14 protein-coding genes and 1 tRNA gene are annotated in these 17,665 nt (G+C 69.8%); 9 read left to right on the top strand and 6 right to left on the bottom strand.

Features of this window, described 5'->3' with window-relative positions; genetic code table 11:
- Positions 1 to 86: 86 nt before the first annotated feature.
- Together FXO19_RS06565 and FXO19_RS06560 are read left to right on the top strand one after the other, a co-directional pair.
- Positions 87 to 1,343, top strand: a complete 1,257-nt coding sequence (locus FXO19_RS06565) for an efflux RND transporter periplasmic adaptor subunit (protein WP_149194276.1) — start codon at positions 87 to 89, stop codon at positions 1,341 to 1,343.
- Between the two features lie 6 nt (positions 1,344 to 1,349).
- Positions 1,350 to 4,553 carry a multidrug efflux RND transporter permease subunit gene (locus tag FXO19_RS06560; RefSeq protein WP_149194275.1) on the top strand — a complete coding sequence of 1,068 codons (3,204 nt, stop codon included), beginning with the start codon at positions 1,350 to 1,352 and terminating at the stop codon, positions 4,551 to 4,553.
- A 157-nt stretch (positions 4,554 to 4,710) separates the two neighbouring features.
- On the opposite strand, the gene FXO19_RS06555 is transcribed toward FXO19_RS06560, so the two are convergent.
- The 3 genes from FXO19_RS06555 to FXO19_RS06545 form a co-directional block, all read right to left on the bottom strand.
- Positions 4,711 to 5,115, bottom strand: a complete 405-nt coding sequence (locus FXO19_RS06555; protein WP_149194274.1) for a phasin family protein — start codon at positions 5,113 to 5,115, stop codon at positions 4,711 to 4,713.
- Positions 5,116 to 5,443: 328 nt separating this feature from the next.
- A complete protein-coding gene (gene queD / locus FXO19_RS06550) occupies positions 5,444 to 5,797 on the bottom strand; it encodes a 6-carboxytetrahydropterin synthase QueD (protein WP_149194273.1) in 354 nt (117 codons plus the stop codon).
- 123 nt (positions 5,798 to 5,920) lie between these two features.
- Positions 5,921 to 5,997, bottom strand: a tRNA-Met gene (locus FXO19_RS06545).
- A gap of 139 nt (positions 5,998 to 6,136) precedes the next feature.
- On the opposite strand from FXO19_RS06545, the gene FXO19_RS06540 reads away from it, so the two are divergent.
- From FXO19_RS06540 to bfr, 3 genes are all read left to right on the top strand, one after another.
- Positions 6,137 to 6,736, top strand: coding sequence for an RNA pyrophosphohydrolase (locus FXO19_RS06540; RefSeq protein ID WP_149194272.1), 600 nt, complete (start codon positions 6,137 to 6,139; stop codon positions 6,734 to 6,736).
- A gap of 88 nt (positions 6,737 to 6,824) precedes the next feature.
- Positions 6,825 to 7,052: a (2Fe-2S)-binding protein gene (locus FXO19_RS06535; protein ID WP_187775660.1), complete on the top strand. Its 228-nt coding sequence runs from the start codon at positions 6,825 to 6,827 to the stop codon at positions 7,050 to 7,052.
- Between the two features lie 100 nt (positions 7,053 to 7,152).
- A complete protein-coding gene (gene bfr, locus FXO19_RS06530) occupies positions 7,153 to 7,623 on the top strand; it encodes a bacterioferritin (RefSeq protein WP_149194271.1) in 471 nt (156 codons plus the stop codon).
- Positions 7,624 to 7,839: 216 nt separating this feature from the next.
- Here the strand turns inward: bfr and FXO19_RS06520 are convergent, their stop codons facing one another.
- The 3 genes from FXO19_RS06520 to FXO19_RS06510 all read right to left on the bottom strand — a co-directional run bounded on the left by FXO19_RS06520 (position 7,840) and on the right by FXO19_RS06510 (position 13,538).
- Positions 7,840 to 10,875, bottom strand: coding sequence for an ATP-binding protein (locus FXO19_RS06520; RefSeq protein WP_255516328.1), 3,036 nt, complete (start codon positions 10,873 to 10,875; stop codon positions 7,840 to 7,842).
- 3 nt (positions 10,876 to 10,878) lie between these two features.
- Complete coding sequence (locus FXO19_RS06515) at positions 10,879 to 12,729, bottom strand: EAL domain-containing protein (protein WP_255516327.1); 1,851 nt, start codon at positions 12,727 to 12,729, stop codon at positions 10,879 to 10,881.
- Between the two features lie 227 nt (positions 12,730 to 12,956).
- Positions 12,957 to 13,538: a DUF4126 domain-containing protein gene (locus FXO19_RS06510; RefSeq protein ID WP_149194269.1), complete on the bottom strand. Its 582-nt coding sequence runs from the start codon at positions 13,536 to 13,538 to the stop codon at positions 12,957 to 12,959.
- A 351-nt stretch (positions 13,539 to 13,889) separates the two neighbouring features.
- Here FXO19_RS06510 and FXO19_RS06505 point away from each other — a divergent pair, with 351 nt between their 5' ends.
- From FXO19_RS06505 to FXO19_RS06490, 4 genes are all read left to right on the top strand, one after another.
- Entirely contained in the window at positions 13,890 to 14,654 is a 765-nt protein-coding gene (locus tag FXO19_RS06505; RefSeq protein WP_187775659.1) for a DUF6776 family protein, read from the top strand.
- 31 nt (positions 14,655 to 14,685) lie between these two features.
- Entirely contained in the window at positions 14,686 to 15,057 is a 372-nt protein-coding gene (gene erpA / locus FXO19_RS06500) for an iron-sulfur cluster insertion protein ErpA (RefSeq protein ID WP_149194268.1), read from the top strand.
- A 269-nt stretch (positions 15,058 to 15,326) separates the two neighbouring features.
- Positions 15,327 to 16,211, top strand: a complete 885-nt coding sequence (gene nudC, locus FXO19_RS06495) for an NAD(+) diphosphatase (protein WP_149194267.1) — start codon at positions 15,327 to 15,329, stop codon at positions 16,209 to 16,211.
- Between the two features lie 418 nt (positions 16,212 to 16,629).
- Positions 16,630 to 17,532, top strand: coding sequence for a regulatory signaling modulator protein AmpE (locus FXO19_RS06490; protein ID WP_149194266.1), 903 nt, complete (start codon positions 16,630 to 16,632; stop codon positions 17,530 to 17,532).
- Positions 17,533 to 17,665 lie beyond the last annotated feature (133 nt).

The following is a 17,665-nucleotide window of genomic DNA, read 5'->3' as shown; positions in this document are numbered from 1 at the left end:
CTGTACTGAATGGTATAGCAATTAAAAAGAACTTGCGTGGCGCAGGCAGCCGCGTTTCGAACCAACCTCCCCCCGGAGCTTCCCCAATGACGATGCGCCCGCGCCCAATGGCGCTCGCCGGACTCTGTGCGCTGTTGCTGGCCGCCTGTGGCGGCGAGCAGGAACAGCAGGCCCCGCCGCCGCCCGAGGTCGGCGTGGTGACACTGCAGCCGGTCACGATGCCGTTGCAGCTGGATCTCGTCGGCCGCCTGGCGGCCTACCGCAGCGCCGATGTCCGGGCACGGGTGCCGGGCGTACTACAGAAGCGCCAGTACCGGGAAGGCAGCGACGTGCGCGAAGGCGAGGTGCTGTTCGTGATTGACCCGGCCCCGTACCGGGCCGAGCTCGGCTCGGCGCAGGCGGCGCTGGCCCAGGCCCAGGCCAATTTCGCCAACGCCCGTGCCAGCGCCGAGCGTGCGCGCGGCCTGGCGCCGGACAACTTCATCTCCCGCGCCGACCTCGACAACGCCCTGGCCGCCGAACGCAGCGCCTCGGCCGCGGTGCAGGCGGCGCAGGCGTCGGTGGAATCGGCGCGCATCAATCTCGGCTACGCCACCGTGCGCGCGCCGATCTCCGGGCGCGCCGGCCGCCAGCAGGTGACCGAGGGCGCGCTGGTCGGGCAGGGCGCCGCGACCCTGCTGGCCACGGTCGACCAGATCGATCCGCTGTACGTGAATTTCTCGATGGGCGTGTCGGAGCTCGCGCGGATCCGCGGCCTGCAGCTGGACCGCTCCGCGCCGGCGCAGGTGCAGGTGCTGCTGCAGGACGGCAGCGCCTACGCCCACCCGGGCGAGCTGGATTTCTCCGGCGACGTGGTCGACCCGGCCACCGGCGCGGTCTCGCTGCGGGCCACGCTGCCCAATCCGGACAAGGTGCTGCTGCCGGGCGCGTACGTCACCCTGAAGGCGACCCTGGGCCAGCAGCGCGGCGTGTTCCTGGTGCCGCAGCCGGCGGTGCAGCGCGACGCGTCCGGCGCCTACGTGCTGGTGGTCGGGCAGGATGGCAACGTCGCGCGCAGGAACATCCGCACCGAACGTGCCGAGGACGGCCACTGGGTGGTGGCCCAGGGCCTGGAGGCGGGCGAGCGGGTAATCGTGTCCGGCGTGCAGAAGGCAAGGGTCGGCCAGCCCGCCGATCCGGTGCCATGGCAGCCGCAGGGCGAGGCGAACCCGGCGCAGGGTGCGCAAGCCGGGCAGGCCGCCGCGCCGGCCGCGGCCGCGGCCGGCGCCGACACCGACACCGACACCGACACCGACACCGACACCGACACCGACACCGACACCGAAGCCGAGCCGCGGGACTGACCGGCCATGCCGAGATTCTTCATCAACCACCCGGTCTTCGCCTGGGTCGTCTCCATCCTGATCACCCTGAGCGGCATCATCGCCGTGCTCAACATGGGCGTGGAGTCGTACCCGAACGTGGCGCCGCCGCAGGTGACGGTGTCGGCGACTTATCCCGGCGCCGACGCGCAGACCACCGAGCGCGCGGTCACCCAAGTGATCGAGCAGCAGCTCACCGGCATCGACAACCTGCTCTATTTCAACTCCACCTCCAACTCGTCCGGCGGCGCCAACATCACCCTCACCTTCGAGACCGGCACCGATCCCGACATCGCCCAGGTGCAGGTGCAGAACAAGATCTCGCTGGCCACGCCTCGCCTGCCTTCCGAGGTGGTGCAGCAGGGCGTGGTGGTGGCCAAGGCCAACGCCGGCTTCCTGATGGTGGTGGCGCTGCGTTCCGAAAACCCGGACGTCGACCGCAACGCGCTCAACGACCTGATCGGCTCGCGCGTGCTCGAGCAGATCGCGCGCGTGCCGGGCGTCGGCAGCACCCAGCAGTTCGGCTCCGAGTACGCCATGAACATCTGGCTGGACCCGGATCGGCTGCAGGGTTACGGCCTGTCGGCGAGCCAGGTGCTGGCCGCGGTGCGCGGCCAGAACGTGCAGTTCGCCGCCGGCGCGATCGGTTCCGACCCGGCGCCGCCCGGCCAGGGCTTCACCGCCACCGTGTCCGCCGAGGGCCGCTTCAGCACCCCGGAGCAGTTCGCGAACATCGTCCTGCGCGCCGACGCCGACGGCTCCACCGTGCGCCTGCGGGACGTCGCCCGGGTCGAGACCGGCGCCTCCGGCTTCGGCTTCGACACCCGGTACAACGGCCAGCCGACCGGCGCGTTTGCCATCCAGCTGCTGCCTGGCGCCAATGCGCTCAGCGTGGCCGAGGCGGTGCGCGCGCGCATGGACGAGCTGGCGCCCGGCTTCCCGCAGGGCGTGGACTGGTTCTCGCCCTACGACAGCACCACCTTCGTCAGGATCTCGATCGAGGAGGTGCTCAAGACCCTGGCCGAGGCGGTGGTGCTGGTGTTCCTGGTGATGCTGCTGTTCCTGCAGAACCTGCGCGCCACCCTGATCCCGACCCTGGTGATCCCGGTCGCGCTGCTGGGCACCTTCCTCGGTCTGAGCATGATCGGCTTCACCGTCAACCAGCTCACCCTGTTCGCGATGGTGCTGGCGATCGGCATCGTGGTCGACGACGCGATCGTGGTGATCGAGAACGTCGAGCGGATCATGGCCGAGGAGAAGTTGCCGCCGCGCGAGGCGACGATCAAGGCGATGGGGCAGATCACCGGCGCGGTGGTGGCGATCACGGTGGTGCTGGCGGCGGTGTTCATCCCCAGCGCCCTGCAGGGCGGCGCGTCGGGCGAGATCTACAAGCAGTTCGCGCTGACCATCGCCATCTCGATGGGGTTCTCGGCGTTCCTGGCGCTCGGCTTCACCCCGGCGCTGTGCGCGACCTTCCTCAAGCAGCACCCGCCGCACGGCGAAAAGAAGGAAAACGTCGTCGTGCGTACGTTCAACAAGTACTACGACAGGATCAACCGCACCTATGTCGGCCACATCGGAAGCGCGGTGCGGCACGCGCCGCGCTGGATGGCGGTGTTCGTGGCGCTGACGGTGGTGTGCGGGCTGCTGTACGTGCGCCTGCCCGGCAGCTTCCTGCCCGAAGAGGACCAGGGCTATGCGCTGGCGATCGTGCAGCTGCCGCCGGGATCAACCCTGCAGCGCACCCGGACGGTGTTCGAAGAGGTGCGCGGCACGCTGGAGCAGATGGACGGCTACGAGGGCATGATGCAGGTCGCCGGCTTCAGCTTCGTCGGCCGCGGCGAGAACGTCGGCATGGCCTTCATCCGGCTCAAGGACTGGAGCGAGCGCGACTTCAGCGCCGAGGAATTCATCCAGCGGGCCAACGGCGCGCTGTCCGGTGTCCGCGACGCCAGCATCTTCGTGGTCAACCTGCCGACGGTGCGCGGCCTGAGCCAGTTCGGCGGCTTCGACATGTACCTGCAGGACCGCGCCGGCGCCGGCCGCGATGCCCTCGCCGAGGCGCGCAATACGCTGCTCGCCAGCGCGGCGCAGAACGAGGCGCTGACCGGCGTGCGCCCGAACACCCTGGAGGACGCGCCGCAGCTCCGGCTCCACGTCGACCGCGTGCAGGCACAGGCGATGGGCCTGTCGGTCAATGACGTCTACAGTGCGATCCAGCTGATGCTGGCGCCGGTGTACGTCAACGACTACGTCGCCGAAGGCCGGATCAAGCGGGTCAACATGCGTGCCGACGCGCCCTACCGCACCGATCCGGGCTCGCTCGGGCGGTTCTATACGCCCGCCGGTGAAGTCGCCGAAGACGGCACCCGCGCGATGATCCCGCTCAGCAACGTGGTGACGCCGGAGTGGACCACCGGCGCGCCGGCGCTGACCCGCTACAACGGCTACTCGGCGGTCAACATCGTCGGTTCGCAGGCGCCGGGGCGCAGTTCCGGCGAGGCGATGCAGGCGATGGAGGAGATCGTGCGCGACGAGTTGCCCGCTGGCATCGGTTTCGACTGGACCGGCCTGTCGTACCAGGAGATCCTGGCCGGCAATGCCGCGACCCTGCTGCTGGTGCTGTCGGTGGTGGTGGTGTTCCTGGCGCTGGCGGCGCTATACGAGAGCTGGTCGGTCCCGGTCTCGGTGCTGCTGATCATCCCGCTGGGCATTCTCGGCGCGGTGGCGTTCACCATGCTGCGCGGGCTGTCCAACGACATCTTCTTCAAGATCGGATTGGTGACGGTGATCGGGCTGGCGGCGAAGAACGCGATCCTGATCGTCGAATTCGCGGTGCAGCAGCGGACCGAGGGCAAGACCCTGCGCGATGCGGTGGTCGAGGCGGCGCGGCTGCGCTTCCGTCCGATCCTGATGACCTCCTTCGCCTTCATCATGGGCGTGACGCCGCTGGCCCTGTCCTCCGGCGCCGGCGCCAATGCGCGCCATGCCTTGGGCACCGGCGTGATCGGCGGCATGCTGTTCGCGACCTTCCTCGGCCTGCTGCTGATCCCGGTGTTCTTCGTGATCGTGCGTCGGGTGCTCGGCGACAAGCTCGACGAGCCTTTGCCGGACGACCTGGGCGCGCGGGAACCGGCTACCGGCGGCGCGCAAGGCGGCGACCAGCCCGGGTTGCCGCCGCCCAGCGCCTGATCCGAGGGCCGCGAGAGCGTGCGTGCGCCGCCGCCGTGACCAGGTGGTTTCCGGACAACAAAAAACCCCGGCCGCAGTTGCGGCCGGGGTTTTGGTTTCGGCGACGGCCTCCCGGAGAGAGGAGGCGGCCGTCGGCCGGTGCTCAGGCCGTGGTGCTTCAGGCCTTCTTGCCGGCGGCCTTGGTGGCCTTGGCGGTGGCGGACTGGGCCTGCTCGGTGGCGGCCTCGACCTGGCCCTTGGCGATCTGGCCGATGGCCTCGTTGGTCTTCAGGGTGCGGGCGAAGACTTCCTGGCCGGCGTGGATGCTGCGCTCGACGTTCTCGCGCGCAACCTGCACGCCCTTCGGCAACACGGCCTTGTAGCCGTCGAGATCGCGGACCTCGGCGAACTCGCCCAGGAAGGCGAAGGTGGCGTTGGCATTCGCTTCCAGGGTGCTCAGCTGCAGGCCGAACACCTTCTCGGCGTTTTCCAGAGCCAGCTGGCCGACCTGCGATGCGGTCTCGCCGAACTGGCGGGTGGCGGCGGTGAACTGATCGTTGAACTGCTCATTGAACTGATACATGGCGGATTCCTGCGTTTGGGTGGACCGGCAGGGATTGCCGGGTTTGTGCGGTGCAGCATATGGCGACTTATGTTGCGATGCAACATTGTGCCGACGAACGGCATGCTCCTGTTCAGGATTCCTTGAATTTCAAGGGGTTGGCGCCTTTCGGCCTGCAGGGCCGTTCGGGTCATGAACTCGCAGACCGAGCATGCCGCTTCAGGTGAACGGTCCGTTGCCCTCCAGGGCGCAGCAACCCGCCAGGCTCCGGGTCGCCCAGCCAGCTCTCCATGCCCGGGCGTTCGGCAACGCGCGAACTGCCGATCGGGCAGCGCGCAAGCGCGTTGCCTCACCCCCGGTAGCGGCAGCCCGAGGTGCAGGTCTCGTGCACCACCACCTCGCTCAGCATCGGCAGCGCCGGCCTGAGCCGCTCCCAGATCCAGATCGCCAGTCGCTCGCTGGTCGGGTTCTCCAGCCCCTCGATCTCGTTGAGATAGTGATGATCGAGTTGTTGGTACAGCGGATGGAAGGCGGCCTTCAGGTCGGCGAAGTCCATCACCCAGCCGGTCTCCGGTCCGGGCTCGCCCGCGACATGGATCTCGATCCGGAACGAATGCCCATGCAGGCGTGCGCATTTGTGCCCCTCGGGCACGTTCGGCAGCCGGTGCGCGGCCTCGATGGTGAAGACCTTGAAGATGTCCATGCGGTGATCCGTGTAGTGGTGCCGCCCGAACGGCGGGAAAGCCCGCAGCGGAACCGGAACACGCCGTGAGGCGACGGCGCAGGCAGTATCGCGGACGCCCAGAGAATCAGGAGGGCAAGACAATGGTGGCTATGGGTGGACTCGAACCACCGACCCCAGCATTATGAGTGCTGTGCTCTAACCGGCTGAGCTACATAGCCATGGGCCGTGCGCTTGCGGCGCGGCGAACCGCAAATTGTCCATGCCCTGGACCTTCGCGTCAATTCCGCGCCACCGCGCTTGTCGATACCCCCCGGCCGTGGCAGAGTCGGACACAGTGAAATTTCCGGAGTCCGCATCGTGATCGATCCGGACGGCTATCGACCGAATGTCGGCATCGTACTGATGCATCCCAATGGCCGGGTGTTCTGGGCCCGGCGGGTGCGTCACGACGGGTGGCAGTTCCCGCAGGGCGGGATGAACACCGACGAGACGCCGCTCGAGGCGATGTATCGTGAGCTGAACGAGGAGACCGGGCTGCTGCCCGAGCACGTTGCCGTGCTCGGCGTGACCCCGGGCTGGCTGCGCTACCGGCTGCCGCAGCGGGCGATCCGGCGCAACGACCGCCTGGTCTGCATCGGCCAGAAGCAGGTCTGGTTCCTGCTGCAGTTCACCGGCGAGGACCGCGACCTGAAGCTCGACCTGACCGAGAAGCCGGAGTTCGACAATTGGCGCTGGGTCGACTTCTGGTACCCGCTGGACCATGTGGTCGTGTTCAAGCGCGGTGTCTATGCTCATGCGCTGCGGCATCTGGCGCCGTTCGCCCGGCAGGTGGCCGGGCCGCAGGCGGTGCCGTTCGTGAAGATCGAGCCGCACCGCCACGGTGCCCGGCGGCAGCGGGCCAAATCCGGTCTGGGGGGTGTCATGAACGGCAGGAGCACCGATTCGGGCTGCGCCTGATCCGGGCGGCAGCCTGGCCGCACCTGTTAATTGACAATCATTCTCGTTTCTGGCGGAATGCGGTCTCGTCCTCAAATCCTGCCTGCCCGTGTACGTCTGCCTTTGCAACGCCGTCACCGAACGCGATATCCACGAAGCCGCCGCGGCCGGCTGTTCGGGCATGCCCGAGCTGACCATGCGCACCGGTTGTGGTGCCTGTTGCGGCAGTTGCGTGGCGACCGCCTGCGAGGTGTTGGCGCAGGCGCAATCGGCTTCCGGGTGCGAGGCCGCCACCGCCGACGCGCCGGCTTTCGCGGTGATCGCCCGGGCGGCATGAAGCCCGCGTCAGCGCAGAAAAAAATGCGCACGATTCGCGTTCCGTCATGCGATTCTCCGCAGCGCTAGAGTAGGGGTCGTTCCGTTGCGGAGACTCCCCCATGAAAGGCGACGCACAAGTCATCAAATATCTCAACGAGGCGCTCTACAACGAGCTGACCGCGATCAACCAGTACTTCCTGCACGCCAAGATGCTGAAGAACTGGGGGCTGCACGAACTCGCCAAGCACGAATACGAGGAGTCGATCGACGAGATGAAGCATGCGGACTTGCTGTCCGAGCGCATCTTGTTCCTCGAAGGCGTGCCCAACTTCCAGGCGCTCGGCAAGCTCAAGATCGGCGAGAACCCGCGCGAGATCCTCGGTTGCGATCTTGCCCTGGAACTCGAGGCCATCCCGCTGCTGCGCGACGCGATCAAGTACTGCGAGCAGGTCCACGACTATGTCAGCCGCAAGCTGTTCGCCGACATCCTCGAGTCGGAGGAAGAGCACGTCGACTGGATCGAGACCCAGATCGATCTGATCGAGCGCGTCGGCGAGCAGAACTACCTGCAGAGCAAGATCGACGAGTAGGTTCGGTTGCGGCCCGCGCCGCTGCTTCGTAGGAGCGCGCCATGCGCGCGATGCCGCGGGCATGGCACCGCCACGCAATTCCGTCCACCGGTGCGCTTTCCGGTTCGCGGCGGGACCAGCATGATCCGTACCGGAGACGCCCGCGGCATCGCGCGCATGGCGCGCTCCTACGGGTCTACGCCCGCTCTAGCCCGGTTCCGTGAGAGGCGGCGCGCGTCAGGCCGGGGTGGTGCGGCTGCCCGAACGGAGCAGGCGTCGGGCGCGGGCGAACTCGTTGGTCACCAGTGCGACCGCGACTGCGGGACGCGCCAGGGTGCCTTCGCGCGCGCCGTGCTCGATGCGCCTGGCGGCCGCCGAGAGCAGCATCGCGCCGAGGTTGGCACTGGAGGACTTGAGCGAGTGCGCGGCATCGCGCAGCGCGTCGTAGTCCGGGCCGGCCGCGGCGATTTCCAGGCGCGCCAGCAGACGCGGCGTATCCTCGAGGAAGACCTCGATCAGGCGGTCGACTTCGTCGCCGAGCATCGAGCGCAGTTCGTCCAGCACGTCCTGGTCGATGACCGGGGGCGGTGGCGGACGCGGCGGTGCGGCGGGCACGGGTGGCGGCGGTGATGAGGCCTTGGCTGCCGCCAGAGCTTCGCTGGCGGTCGTTGGCGTGGTCGGGGCCGACGGCGTGGGTTCGCCGGTGGCCGTTGCCATGCTGGTACCGGTCGCCGTGCTGTCGGCGGCGTCCACCGGCGGAGTTCGCGCCGGGGCGGTGAGCGGCGCCGGCAACGGCATCGCCGTCCGCGTCGGCTTCGCGGAGATCGGTGCCGGCGGGCGCGCCGTGGCGGCCGAATCGGCCGATGCCGGCGTTCGCCCGCTCTGTGGTGCGGCGGTGGGCGGCTGGGCCGGAGATGGCTGCGCTGGGGTCGATGCTTGGGCCGGGGGCGATGCCGGGGCGGGGGATGCCGGTGAGCCGTCGTCGGGGGCCGCGCCGGTGATCGGCATCAGTGCCCACTCGGCCCGGGGCGGTGTCGTGGCCGGCGCAGGTGACGAGGTCGGCGTCGGGATCGCTTCGGGAGCCTCCGGTGCCGGCGAGGCTGCAACGGCCGTGTCCACGACCGCAGGCGCGAGCTGTTCGGCCTCGGCGGAGGATGCGGTGACCGGCGCCGTAGCGGCCGGTTCCGAAACCGCGGCCGGGATTGCCGGTTCCGCTTCCGCTTCGATGTCCGCCGCCGGCGGCGGCGCCGCAGCGAACGCATCGCCGCCCTGGACCGGCAGGTGGTCTAAGCCGATCTCCTCGGCCTGCTCCAGGCCGGTGTCCTGCGCGGCCAGTTCAGGGTTCCACCAGTGGCTCAGGCAACGCTCCAGTTCGCTGCGGGTCACCGGCTTGGGCAGGTAGTCGTCCATGCCGGCATCCAGGCATTTCTGCCGATCGCCGGCCATGGCATTGGCGGTCATGGCGATGATCGGCACGTGGCGATGGTCGCCGGCGGCGGCTTCGCTTTCGCGCCATTGCCGGGTCGCGGTATAGCCGTCCATCACCGGCATCTGGCAATCCATCAGCACGATGTCGTAGCGCGAAGCCGACATCCGCATCAGCGCCGCCTCGCCATTGCCGGCGGTGTCGCAGGCGATGCCGAGGACCGACAGCAGCCGCTGCCCGACCATGAGGTTGACGGGGTTGTCCTCGACCAGCAGCACCCGCGGGCTGCGCACGGGCCGTGCCGGCGCGGGGGCGTTCGTCGCGACCGGCGCCTGCGCGGACTGCCCGGCGTCGGCGGCGGACGCCGGCGCTTCGGATGCGGTCGCGGTCGCGATCATGGGCGGATCCTCGTCACTCGCGGTCTCGCCGATCAGTGCGGCGCGCAGGTCGGCGTCGGGCGCCTGGCGGCTGAGCACGGTGGCGCTGGCGCGCAGTTCCTCCGGCACCGGGTCGTCGCCGTACAGGCAGACCAGCTTGAGGTCGCCGTAGACCGCCTGGCGGCCGAGATTGCGGTGCAGCGCCAGCGCGGTGTTGCGCATGCCGGCCAGGTCGGCGAGCACGATCGAGTACGCCCAGGGCGCGCCCTGGGTGGCCGCGGCGCGCAGACGGTTGAGCGCTTCCTGCGTGGTCTCGACCGCACTCACGCGCAGGCCCCAGTTGGGCAGGTGCATCGACAGGCGCAGGCGCAGGCGCGGATCGGCGCTGAGCAGCAGCAGGCGGCCACCGTCGGCGAGCCGGTCCTGGGTCGGCATGTCGCCGTGTACCTTGAGCAGCGGCACCTCGAACCAGAAGGTCGCGCCCTGGCCGGGCGCCGACTGCACGCCGATATGCCCGCTCATCAGTTCGACGATGCGCTTGGAGATCGCCAATCCCAGGCCGGTGCCGCCGTAGAGCCGCGTGGTCGAGGCATCGGCCTGGTTGAAGGCCTGGAACAGGCGCCCCTGCGCCGCCTGGGAAATGCCGATGCCGGTATCGCGCACCTCGATCCGCAGCTGGTGCTGCGCGGCGCTCTCGCCGATGCGGCGCACGTTGACCGCGACCGAGCCGCGCTCGGTGAACTTGACCGCGTTGCTGACCAGGTTGCCCACCACTTGGCGCAGCCGCACCGGATCGCCGCGCACCGGCAGCCGCACCGCCGGATCGATGTGCAGGCTCAGGCGCAGGCCCTTGCTCTGCGCCGGGCGCTCCATCAGCTGCAACACGCTTTCCAGCAGCTCGCGCAGGTTGAAGCCGGTGATCTCCAGTTCGAGCTTGTCGGCCTCGAGCTTGGAGTAGTCGAGGATGTCGTCGACGATCCGGAGCATCTGCTGCGAGGAGGTGTACGCGGTGCGCACCAGTTCGGCGTGGTCGGCCGGCAGCCGCGCGTGCATCAGCAGGTCCAGCATCGGCACGATGCCGTTGAGCGGCGTGCGGATCTCGTGGCTCATGGTGGCGAGGAACTCGCCCTTGGCCAGCACCGCCGATTCCGCTGCCTGCTTGGCCTGGCGCAGGTCCTGCTCGAGCTGGGTATGGCGTTCCAGCTGCGCCTGCAGGTCGACGCGCTCGGCTTCGTTGCGGCGCACGGTCTCCTCGGCCTCGTCGAACTCGCGGTCGCGCGCCTGCATCATGTAGATCGTGGCGCTGCAGGCGAAGGTGGCGAGCAACGCCAGCACCAGGGCGATGCCCTGCCATGGGCCGGCCATGCCGATGAAATCGAGCAGCAGCATCACTGCCGCGCCGCAGGCGGCGCCGAGCGCCAGCCAGCGCAACATCAACGAGGAGGGACGTGTCCTTGTCAGCGTGACCATGGTCTAGAGCACCGAATGATGGAAGTCGAAGTCGAGGTCGTCCGCGACCTGTTGCACCAGGTTGCCCTGGATGTAATCGATACCGCTCATCCACAGCGTTGCGGCGGCCTGCGGGTCCTCGACCTGCTGGCCGATGACCTGCAGCCCGACCCGGTGCGCGCGTTCGATCGCATCGCGCATCGCGTCGCGCACGGCGCTGTCGGTGAGCTTGCTGGAAAAGTCCGCCGCCAGCCGCACGAAGTTCAGCGGCAGCTGTGCGAGCAGGGTGTCGACGTCGCCGTCGGGACGGTACTGGCTCAGGCACAGCTGCGTGCCGGCGGACGCCATCGTCGTGCAGAATTCCTGCAGCGATACGGCATGCATCAGGGCGTCCTCCTGACGCACGTCGATCACCAGGCTGGCGCCGTCGATCCCGAGCTCCTGCAGTGCCGACAGCAGCCAGGCGGCATGGCCTTCGCGCGCCAGGCTGCGTGGCGACTGCGACACGAACAACCGCAACGGCATGCCGCGTGCCTGCTGCTGCTGCAGCAGCAGCAATGCCTTTTCCAGCACGCGGCGGTCGATGTCCTGCAGCAGCCCGGCGGCTTCGGCGACCGGGAGGATCTCGCCGGCGGTATACAACCTGCCCTCGGCGTCACGCAGCCGTAGCAGGGTCTGGTACTGCGCCTGCTCGCCACCGGACACCGCGACGATCGGCTGGTAGGCCAGCTCCAGCCGGTCGCCGGCGAGCGCGTCGGCGATCATGTCCGACAACCCATGGGCCCGCTCGAGCGTGCCCGGGTCGGGCGGGGCATAGGCGGCGATGCCGATGGGATCGTTGCGTGAGGCGCGCAGCGCCTGCTCGGCGGCGGCGAGCGCACTGCCGGCGTCCTCGAATCCGTGTGCGAGCGTGGCGTAGCCGATCCGCACCCGCAGCCGCAGCGGCTCACCGCCGGCGTCGAATGGGCGGCCGCCGAGGCCGTCGCGCAGGCCGCGCGCCCAAGCGAGCGGATCGTGCGGCGCGGACGCGGCCTGTCCGCGCTCGCCATGGGTCCGCTCGACATGGATCAGGAAGGTGTTGTCGTTGAGTCGCGCCGCCGGATGCCCGCCAGCCAGTTCCGCGATCCGGTGCCCGGCCTCGAGCAGCACCGACTCCAGCGTGGCGTAGCCGAGCCGGTCGCGCAGCGCGGCGGTGCCGTCGATCTCGAGGAAGTACAGCGCGCCGTCGCCGCCGGCGGGAATCGCCGTGGCCAGGCGTTGCAGCATGCGGTTGCGGGTGTGCAGGCCGGTGGTGGAATGGCGACCGTCGTCGGGCCGCTGCGCCTGCAGCTCGCGCGCGCGCTTGATCCGGTTCTCCACCGCCGCGATCAGGTGTCGCGGTCGCACCGGCTTGCTGAGGAAATCGTCGGCGCCGATCTCCAGCACCTCGAACTGACGTTCGGGATCGGGATCGCCGGTCAGGAACACGATCGGGGTATGCGCATAGCGCGCGTTGCCGCGGATCATGTTGGTGAGCTCGGCACCGTCGATGGCCGGCATGTGCAGGTCCATCAGCACCAGGTCGGGCTGGAACGCCTTCAGCGCGGCCATCACCTGGTCGGCGTCGGAGACCGCCTGCGCCTGCATGCCGGCGCCCTGCAGCACGCTCTGCGCGAACAGCGCCTGGCTGCGGTCGTCCTCGACGATCAAGACCCGGTAGGGCGGCTCGCCGCTGGCCGCCGCGGCCGGGCGCGCGCTGGCCGCCCGCAACGCCAGTTCCTCGCGGATGGCGTCGCCGTCGTCCGCGGCCGGCAGCGTCGGGGCAGCCGCGTCCGAACTCCAGCGTCGCCAGTAGTGCGCCGGTGGAAACTCGGCGCGTCGCGTATCGTCTGCCATCCCCATTCGTACGACTGTGCCGCCATCCGTGATCGCAGGCAACTGCCCCGGCCGTGGCCGTCGGTCCGCTGCCGCACGGTCCGGCGCGACCCATGGGCATCGCGTGGCGCGGCGGCAGGTTTGCTGCTGCAGGAGCGGCGATTATGCGCGATCGTGGCCGCCGGCTTCCGTGCGCCCGCCCGCAGTCACGCGATCCGTATTCAGGATCGACGACCCGGACGCGGGATTCAGCCGGGGACGGAGCGGGGCGCGCGCCGGAACAGGCGCCGCCACAGCCACCAGATCGCCACGGCGACCAGCACGCCGATGCCGGTCACCAGTGCCAACGCGATCCAGGGGTGGGTGAACGCCAGCGCCAGGGCGCCCACCACCACCGCGTCCTCGGTGACGGAGGCGGTCCAGTTGCTGAACGGTTCCGGCGAGGCGTTCAACAGCGCCCGCGAGCCGGATTTCAGCAAATGACTGGTCAGCGCCACACCGGCGCCGGTGGCGAGCATGCCCGCGCCGAGCTCGCCGTCCGGTGACAGCGCCGCGGCCGCCAGGAAGGCGCCGGCCGGGACCCGGGCCAGCGTCTGCAGCAGATCCCAGGCCGAGTCGACGCCGGGGATCTTGTCGGCGAAGAACTCGGCCAGCGCCAGCACGCCGGAGACCCCGAGGACCCAGGGCGAGGTGGTGGCCTCGAGCGCCTGCGGCAGCTCCAGCCAGCCGAGCGCGCCGGCCAGGCCGACGCCGAACACGGTCAGGTAGACGCGGATGCCGGCCAGCCAGGCCAGCAGCACGCCGATCGCGAACAGGTGTGCCTCGGACATGGGATCTCCGCCGCGGGCGCCGGGGTGGCGCGCGCCTGTGCGCAGTATAGGCAGGCGCTCCGGGTAGTCTCGACATTCGCCCATGTTTCAGGCGGGGCATGGATACGTGCCGGGACGTCGCGACTGCGCGCATATGGCAGCGACGGAAGTCGCGACGCCGCGGGCGGCCCGTCGCGACTTCCCGGCGGCGGCATGCCGCCGCCACTCCCACCAAGGGTTCACTCGGCCTCAGACCTGGACGCCGCGTCGGCCCGGAGGCGTGGGATGAGACGCGAATCCGGTGAATGCGGGCGAACCCGCGGCGGCGCGTCGTGTTGACGCCGGCTCCGGGCGCTGGCTATACCGTTCGGGATGACCGACGCGCCGCCTCCCGATGCTTCCGATGCGCCCGCCCCGCAGCAGCCGGCACCGGCTGCCGCCGCGGCGCCCGCCCCGCACCACGATCCGCACCCGCGCCTGACCTACATCGTGATCGCCGTGCTTCTGGTGTCGCTGGCGTTCGGGGCCTGGGGGCTGTCGGTGGTGCTCGGCGGGCGACCGGCCGCCGATCCCCGCGCCCAGCTGCGCGCGCAGCAGGCGCAGATCGAGGACCTGGAGCAGCGGGTGACCACGCTCACGCGTTCCGACCAGATCAGCCGCGACGCCAACCGCGACCTGCAGAGCGCGCTGACCGAGCGCGAGGAGGAGATCGCGGGCCTGCGCGCGGACGTCGCCTTCTACGAACGCTTCGTCGGCGCCACCGCGCAGCGCCGCGGCCTGTCCGTGCATGAACTGCTGCTGCAGCCGAGCGGCGACGGCGTCTGGCATTTCACCGCCACCCTGACCCAGAACCTCAATCGCGGCGCGGTCAGCCGCGGCGGACTGAAGCTCTCGATCGAGGGCACGCGCGACGGCAAGCTGGAGCAACTGGACTGGGTGGACCTGCGCCAGCAGCACGACGCGCCGCCGGTGGAGTACTCGTTCAAGTACTTCCAGCAGGTCGAGGGCGATATCCTGCTGCCGAAGGGCTTCTCGCCGGTGCGGGTGAGCGCGCACCTGGATCCGGCCGGCGGCGCGGAGGTCGAGCAGTCGTTCACATGGGCCGATGCGACGGCCCGTTCTGCGCCTGGTGCTTGAACCAGCGCACTGCGCCCCCCATCCTGAGCGCATGACCACGATGCAATCCGAACCGACCGGCTACCAGGCCCTGCAGCGCCCGCTCGACTTCACCCCGGCGGCGGCGGCCAAGGTGCGCGAACTGATCGTCGAGGAAGGCAACCCGGCACTGAAGCTGCGGGTGTACATCCAGGGCGGCGGCTGTTCCGGCTTCCAGTACGGATTCGAGTTCGACGAGCAGCAGGCCGACGAGGACCTGGCGGTCGACACCGACGGCGTGGTGCTGTTGGTCGATCCGCTCAGCCTGCAGTACCTGATGGGCGCGGCGGTCGACTACGTCGAGAGCCTGCACGGCGCGCAGTTCACCATCCGCAACCCGAACGCCAAGAGCACCTGCGGCTGTGGCAGCAGTTTTACGGTGTAGGCCTGCGGCCGGTGGCCGCAGGCCGTGATTGGTGATTGGTGATTGGTGATTGGTGATTGGTGATTGGTGATTCGGGAGGGGGCTCGACACCTCGTCGTTCCGGCTTGGTCCGCCATTCGGCTGCTGAACGCTAGGGGATGCCGGCAGTTCAGGGGTTCCCTGATGACTGCGGAGATTCGGGAAGCGGGATGATGGCATCATCCGTCCTGCCGCCTGCAGGCGGGAACGCTTTTTCGAATCACCAATCACGAATCACCAATCACCACCCCATGTCCTTCGCCTTCGTCGACGGCGCGCTCGATCGCGCCGAGCACCTGCGCAACGATCCGGACGCGCTCGCAACCCTGTGGCCGCAGGCGACCCTGCTGTTTCTCGATGCCGACGGTTGCGCCCTGGCCGATGCGCGGCAGGGGCGATTCGTGCCGCCGCCGGCGGCGCTAGCGGCCGTCGATCCGGCGCAGGCGATGTTCCTCGGCCTGCATGCGGGACAGGGCTGGTTCGCGCTGCCGTCCACGGCGCTCGCCGTCGAGGCGCCGGCACGGATCGACCTGCGTACCGCCGCCGCTGCCTGGCCCGCGCTGGAGGCGACCGCCTATGCGCAGGCACGCGCGGTACTGTACTGGCGTGTCCGCCATCGCCATTGCGGCGCCTGCGGGCAGGCCCTGACGTTCTCGCGCGCGGGTTGGCTCGGCCACTGCGCGCACTGCGATCTCGAGCACTATCCACGCACGGATCCGGCGGTGATCGTCGCCGTTTCCGATGGTGAGCGCCTGCTGCTCGGCCGGCAGGCCGGCTGGCCGCCGCGGCGCTGGTCGGTGCTCGCCGGCTTCGTCGAGCCCGGCGAGACGTTGGAGCAGACGGTGGTGCGCGAGGTGTTCGAGGAGTCCGGCGTGCGGGTGCGCGCCAGCCGCTACCTGGGCTCGCAGCCGTGGCCGTTCCCGTCCTCGCTGATGCTCGGCTTCGAGGCCGATGCCGAACCCGACCCGCCGGTGGTCAGCGACGAACTGGAGGCCGCGCGCTGGTTCGGACGCGACGAGATCGGCGCCGCCCTGCGCGGCGAATCCGGAGACGACGGTCCGTTGCTGTCGCCGGGGATCTCGATCTCGCACTGGCTGATCGAGGACTGGTGGAACCGGGGGAGCCGCGGACGATAGGTCTGCCGGCGGCAAGCCCGGGCGCGTCGACTCGAACGCAAGCGCGGGCGCAGCGGGCGGAATCACGCCCGTATTTCCGCCGCCGGCCGGCTTCCATCTGTGGCAAGCGCCGACACCGGACGAGGCCCCGCTCGTCATCCCGGCGTAGGCCGGGATCCATCTCGACCTGCGCCGAAGGACAAGCTGGATCCCGGCCTACGCCGGGATGACGGTGCGGGATGGACGACGATACGGGCCGGACGGCGACGCGGGAGCGGACGACGGTGCGGCCGGATAACGATGGATCCGCCTGCGCCGGGGCGACCATCGTCGACGAACGGCCGCCTTTGGTCCCGTCTTCCGTCCCCCCGTCTCCCGTTTCTCTCTCCTCGTTCCTGGATCCTCGCTCCTCGCTCTTCGCTCCCGCTACACTCCCGACATGTTCGCCACACTGCTCGCCGTCGTCGTCGCGCTGGTGCTCGGTCATGTCGCGCCGGCGCTTGCCGGATCGTTGCGCCAGTACGGCTGGTACCAGGGCTGGTTGCGCTGGCTCGACGGGCAGTTCCCGCAGGAAGGCGTGTGGCAGGGCCGCTTCGGCATCGCGTTGGCGCTGTTGCCGCCGCTGCTGCTGGTGGCGCTGTTCCAGTTCGCGCTGGACGAACGCATGCTCGGCTTCCCGGCGCTGCTGTTCGGGGTCGCGGTGCTGTTCTACGCCTGGGGGCCGCGCGATCTCGATCTCGACGTGCAGGCGGTGGCCGATGCCGCGGACCCGGTTGCACGGCGCGCCGCCGCGGCGCGGTTGTGGCCGCATGCCGCAGCGCCGTCGCTGACGGGGCCGGACCTGGTGGCGCGGGTGTTCCGCAATGCCCGCGGACGCTGGTTCGGCGTCCTGTTCTGGTTCCTGTTGCTCGGCCCTTTCGGTGCGCTGCTGTACCGCCTGACGGCGCTCGCCGCCGAAGGCGAGGCCTCGGCGGCGCTGCCGGCGCGGACGGCGGCCGGCGCCCGCGGCCTGCTGGCACTGCTGGACTGGCCGGTGACCCAGCTACTGGCGGTGTCGCTGGCGCTGGTGGGCAACTTTGATGTGGTGGTCGGCGCGTGGCGCGAAGCCGGCAGCGACGCGTTCGGTCTCGACAGCGGGTTTCTCGATCGCCTCGCCCGCGCCAGCGTGCGCGAGGAATTGGCGGACGAGGCCGCCGACTACGTCGACGCCGGCCTGCCGCCGCCGGTCGCGGCGGCGCCGGAGTTGCCGGAACTGCGCGATGCCATGAGCCTGGTCTGGCGCATCCTGCTGCTGTGGCTGGCGGTGATCGCGTTGTTCGTGATCGCTGGCTGGGTCGGCTGACGCGTTCCCACCGGCCAGATCGCTGTCGGACCTGCCTCGTAGGAGCGGGCCATGCCCGCGATACCGCGGGACTTTCGCCCGCCCGCGAATTCTGGCGACCGGCGTGCCTGCCGGTCCGGAATCACGGCATCCA

The sequence above is a fragment of the Luteimonas suaedae genome, from assembly GCF_008312895.1.
Lineage (GTDB): Bacteria > Pseudomonadota > Gammaproteobacteria > Xanthomonadales > Xanthomonadaceae > Luteimonas > Luteimonas suaedae.
Note: the sequence above shows the minus strand (reverse complement) of the source record. Positions and strands in the feature narration are given on the sequence as shown.